Raw genomic sequence first — 4,949 nt, 5'->3', positions numbered from 1 at the left:
AAAATCATAGATTTTTCGTCCTTACAGTGTACGTTCCTTGTGAGCCGCGGGACCATTGAAAGCCAAGGTCTTTCAATTTGAAATCGAGCCAAGGTCTCGATTTCATCCTCTTTCACGGCTAAGGAACGACACTTTCAGTCCTTTAACCTGTTCCCATGAAATATTTCAATCAAAGTTTATAAGAATTTTTTCAAAGTAAAAGGCGTACACAACTCTTATTAAGAATTGTGTACGCTTTTTAGAGGCCTTTTGCCCCAGCCTTGTCTTTTTCATATAGCTATTAATCATCTCTGTCGTCATCGTCTAAATCTTCGTTTAATGATTCGTCGATTTTGGCGCGGTCAGAGGCTGAGATGTCGCCTAATGTGTTGAGGATTGGGAAGCGTACGTGGAAGATGGACCCGTTGCCGAGTTCACTTTCTACGAAGATTGATCCCTTATATCCTTTGATCAGTTCTTTGGCGATGGATAGACCTAGTCCGTTACCGCCACGCTCACGTGAACGTGCTTTGTCCACCCGATAGAAGCGGTTGAAGACGCGGTTTTGGTCTTCTTGGGACATACCTTCACCAAAGTCTTGAACGGCTATTTCAATATAATCAACGGCGTTTGTCGCTACTGAAATATGAATTTCTTTGCGGTCCGCTGAGTATTTCACGGCGTTATCGAGTAGGATAATCAGAATTTGCTCTAAATGGTTGCGGTAAATTTGAATTTCATAGTTACGGCGCAAGTCATTTTCAAGGAAGAAATCAAAATCAGGATACAAGACTTTGAAGTTTTGGTAGACCTGATTGATTACTTCGTTGATGAGTGTGGTTTTATCGTAGTACTGGGTATCTACTTGCCCTGCACGCGATAAATCCAACATTTCTTGGACTAGAATCTTCATCCGCTCCAATTCGTTAGAGGATGCGGACAGGGATTCGGCCAAGATTTCTGGGTCATCTTTCCCCCATCGATTCAACATATTTAAATGGCCTTCGATAATGGCAACCGGTGTGCGCAATTCGTGAGAAACATCCTCCACAAAATGAATTTGTTGGTCGATATAATCACTCGTTTGATCAAGCATCTGGTTAATTCCTTCAGAAATCTCTGTGAATTCACCGTGATAATCAGTGACATTTAAACGACGGTCGGCAATATTATCTGCAGTTATATTTTTCAAGAATCGTTTCATGCTTTGAATTGGTTGTAGGAATAAATAGGCAATCCCAAAACCAAATACTACGGCTATGGCTAGGTTGATTAAAATCATCGTTATCCATGACAATTGTTCATCCGCAATTTGATTTCGTGCTTCTGCACTGTCATAGCTGACAAAATAATAACCCACTTGCTCATTTCCGTCGTATAACAATTGGTAGGTTAGGTAGTTACCGGTAAGCTCATTTTTACTACGACCGGTATCTCGTACCGTGGTATATATGTCTACCGAGTCACCTGAATTATAAATGAGATTACCCTCTTGGTTATATACTTGAATCTTCACGTGTTCTTGATTTAAATATTCTTCAAGTGAAATATTTTCCAAGGTCACACGTGTTTGAAAGGCTTGACGGACTTCGGCTGCCGGCTTATTGACCAAAGAATTCACATAATCTTGGAGATAGGTATCAATCTTGGTTACCTCTGTGACATAGTCATTTTCGATGGTTTGTTGGTCTTGATAACTAGTAATGCTGGGGCTTACACTCAAGGCTAACCAAAATAAGCTGGATAAAATTAAGCCCCACTTCCAAATTAATGAAAATGGGTGCTGTAATTTTGACTTGAAGTCATTGAAAAATGATTCGATCATTATTCAGGGGTCCTCATCACATAGCCCGTACCACGGACAGTTTGGATGTAACCTGGTTGACCATCAACGTCGATTTTGTTACGTAGGTAACGGATGTACACATCCACAACGTTCGTTTCAACTTCAGTTGTATAGCCCCATACTTTGTTTAACAATTCGGTACGTGGTAATACGACGTTAACATTTTCCATTAACATTACCAATAATTCGTACTCACGTTTTGTTAAATCGATAATTTCATCACCACGACGAACGATACGATTTTCTTTCTCAACTGATAAGTCGCGGAAAGTAACTTTCGTTTGTTTGTGGTGTTGTTGTTCTTCTTCGATATCGATACGACGAAGTAATGCACGAATACGTGCTAATAATTCTTCAATCGCGAAAGGCTTAACGATGTAATCGTCAGCCCCGTGATCAAAACCAGATACGCGGTCAATAACCGAGTCTCTAGCTGTCATAATGATAATTGGTACATCAGAAGTTGGTCGTAAACGACGGCAAACTTCAATACCGTTGATTTCTGGCAACATCAAGTCAAGTAAGACCAAGTCCCAATCTTCTGCTTGTGCGCGCTCTAAACCAACACGGCCATCTTTTGCGATTTCCGTTTCGTAGCCTTCATGTTGAAGTTCTAGTTCAACAAATCGTGCTAAGTTTTTCTCGTCTTCAACAATCAAGACGCGTCTTTTTTTATCTTCACCCATATTTTCACCTTATTTCCTGCATAATTTAATGGTTAAACCATTTTACGCATCAATTTGTTCTTCTTTATCCCATAATAAATGGTAAGAACCTTCAGCATCTGTACGTTCGTAAGTATGTGCACCAAAGTAATCACGTTGCGCTTGGATAATGTTTGCTGGTAACACTTCTGAACGGTAGCTGTCGTAGTAAGACAATGCCGAAGTGAAACCAGGAACAGGTACACCTGCGCGGATAGCTTCTGCAGCGACTTCACGAGTTGCTTGTTGGTAATCTTTAGCGATTTCTACAAAGTATTCATCTAATAAGATGTTTTCTAAGTCAGCATCGTTTTCGTAAGCGTCCATGATTTTTTCTAGGAAGCCAGCACGGATGATACATCCTGCACGGAAGATAGCTGCGATTTCTTTGTAGTTTAAGTTCCATTCATACATCTCTGATGCAGTACGGTATTGGTAGAAACCTTGTGCATAAGACATGATTTTAGAGAAGTACAATGCTTTACGGATTTTTTCAACGAATTCGTCTTTATTACCGTCAAATGCAGCAGCATCTGGACCCGCTAATACTTTAGAAGCACGTACACGTTGGTCTTTCAATGCTGAAATATAACGTGCGTAAACTGATTCAGTAATTGTTTGTAATGGTACACCAACATCTAATGCTGATTGAGAAGTCCATTTACCAGTACCTTTGTTACCTGCACGGTCTAAGATGACATCAACCATTGGTTTGCCAGTTTCTGGATCTTTCTTTGTTAAAATGTCAGCAGTGATTTCGATTAAGAAGCTATCTAATTCACCCTTGTTCCATTCAGCAAAGTGGTCAGCGATTTCTTCAACAGGTAAATCTAAGTGACGACGTAATAAATCGTATGTTTCAGCGATTAATTGCATATCACCGTATTCAATACCGTTGTGGACCATTTTTACGTAGTGACCAGCTCCGTTAGGGCCGATGTAAGTAACACATGGTGCACCATCGCTAGGCGCTTTTGCTGCGATTTGTTTCAAGATTGGTTCAACGATGTCGTAAGCTTCTTTTGGACCACCTGGCATCAAGCTAGGGCCTTTAAGTGCGCCTTCTTCACCACCAGAAACACCCATACCAATGAAGTGAACACCAGTACCGTTGATTTCTTGTGAACGACGGATTGTATCTTGGAAGAATGTATTACCACCATCGATGATAACGTCATCTTTTTCTAGTAATGGCATTAATTGGCTGATTGTTGCATCAGTTGCTTTACCAGCTTGGACCATTAATAAAATACGACGAGGTGTTTCAAGAGAGTTTACAAACTCTTCAACTGTTTCAGTTAATACTAAGTTTTTATCTGGATTTTCATCAACAACAGCTTGCGCTTTGCTTGTTGTACGATTAAATACGGCTACTGTGTAACCACGGCTTTCGATATTTAACGCTAAGTTTTTGCCCATTACGGCCATTCCGACTACACCAATTTGTGCTTTAGTCATGTATTTTTCCTCCTTAAGGTAACAAAAAGATGATAAAACCTTCTCATATAGTATCAAAAAATCTAATATTTTAAAAGTATCTCATCAATATCAAAGCAAAATTAACGCCAAAATTAAGAGCATATTCATAATTCGTAATCATTATACCACTTTATTAGAAAAACACATTTCTGAGAAGCCTTGAATATGCAAAATACTTTTGTGTTATAATAGCCAAGAGAAAAATATTAGGAGTAATAAAATGGCTAAGAAATTAAAAAAACAAAACACAGAAAAACGTGGCTTTGACAAAATTTATGACAAAAAAGACAAAAAGCTCGGCAAACTATTCACTTGGATCATGTTAATCCTGATTGTCAGCTCAGTAGTCCTATCATTGGGCTTCTCATTATACAGCTACTTTGGCTAATAGGATGTGAGAAATAGGATGTGAGGACCGACGCACAGAAAGCCACCGGTGGAAGATTAGGGCAGACGATGACGCTAGTCATCGGCAATCTAATCTGAAGCGCAGGGCTTTCTGGAGGTCCGAACTCAACTTCACAGGATGTGAGGAAAAGAACTGGCGGTTGCCAGTTCTTTTTTATTTGTTGTCACATTTTCGGAGATAGACCGATCCTGTTAAAATCAAACACCTCAATCATAACGATTTTGACCCAACAATTTAAAAAGCAGTTCGTGGCAATTGAGCAATGGCACTAATCATCCTTCAGATGCTAACGAAGACCCTTTCAAACCGCATTTCCTGTATTGTGAACGCGGTCATTCTAGAATAATTTGTGATGCTAGAAAATAATGCGAAATTTTATAATATAAAATTTCATACTATAAATAATTGACCATTTTTATAGAATGACGATCTCATATTATATAAATAATAAATCTTATCTAGTATGAGATTATATGCTATAAAAAAAGAACATATCATACAGTACCGCAATTCATTCTTGAAAAAAATGCAG

The 4,949-nt window shown here is 39.0% G+C and carries 4 protein-coding genes; 1 reads left to right on the top strand and 3 read right to left on the bottom strand.

Translation table 11 applies throughout. The features are described from left to right. Window positions 1–280: 280 nt before the first annotated feature. The 3 genes from B9P78_RS09200 to gndA are packed head-to-tail and all read right to left on the bottom strand — an operon-like array spanning window position 281 to window position 3,987. Window positions 281–1,804, bottom strand: a complete 1,524-nt coding sequence (locus B9P78_RS09200) for a cell wall metabolism sensor histidine kinase WalK (protein WP_094519147.1) — start codon at window positions 1,802–1,804, stop codon at window positions 281–283. Then, window positions 1,804–2,511 (bottom strand): response regulator transcription factor, encoded by a 708-nt coding sequence (locus B9P78_RS09195; RefSeq protein ID WP_094519146.1) that lies wholly within the window; start codon window positions 2,509–2,511, stop codon window positions 1,804–1,806. Before B9P78_RS09195 ends, B9P78_RS09200 begins: the two co-directional genes overlap by 1 nt. 42 nt (window positions 2,512–2,553) lie before the next feature. Further along, window positions 2,554–3,987 (bottom strand): NADP-dependent phosphogluconate dehydrogenase, encoded by a 1,434-nt coding sequence (gene gndA / locus B9P78_RS09190; RefSeq protein ID WP_094519145.1) that lies wholly within the window; start codon window positions 3,985–3,987, stop codon window positions 2,554–2,556. Between the two features lie 241 nt (window positions 3,988–4,228). Here gndA and B9P78_RS09185 point away from each other — a divergent pair, with 241 nt between their 5' ends. Beyond that, the gene (locus tag B9P78_RS09185) at window positions 4,229–4,396 is read left to right on the top strand and encodes a MerR family transcriptional regulator (protein WP_094519144.1); all 168 of its coding nucleotides are present in this window, start codon (window positions 4,229–4,231) and stop codon (window positions 4,394–4,396) included. Window positions 4,397–4,949: the final 553 nt, after the last annotated feature.

Source organism: Aerococcus sp. 1KP-2016 (genome assembly GCF_002252085.1).
GTDB lineage: Bacteria > Bacillota > Bacilli > Lactobacillales > Aerococcaceae > Aerococcus.
Note: the sequence above shows the minus strand (reverse complement) of the source record. Positions and strands in the feature narration are given on the sequence as shown.

What these genes read in the sequence shown, in the direction of transcription:
- gndA (WP_094519145.1), bottom strand. Translation starts at nt 3,987, where the DNA reads ATGACTAAAGCACAAATTGGTGTAGTCGGAATGGCCGTAATGGGCAAA.
- B9P78_RS09185 (WP_094519144.1), top strand. Translation starts at nt 4,229, where the DNA reads ATGGCTAAGAAATTAAAAAAACAAAACACAGAAAAACGTGGCTTTGAC.
- B9P78_RS09200 (WP_094519147.1), bottom strand. Translation starts at nt 1,804, where the DNA reads ATGATCGAATCATTTTTCAATGACTTCAAGTCAAAATTACAGCACCCA.
- B9P78_RS09195 (WP_094519146.1), bottom strand. Translation starts at nt 2,511, where the DNA reads ATGGGTGAAGATAAAAAAAGACGCGTCTTGATTGTTGAAGACGAGAAA.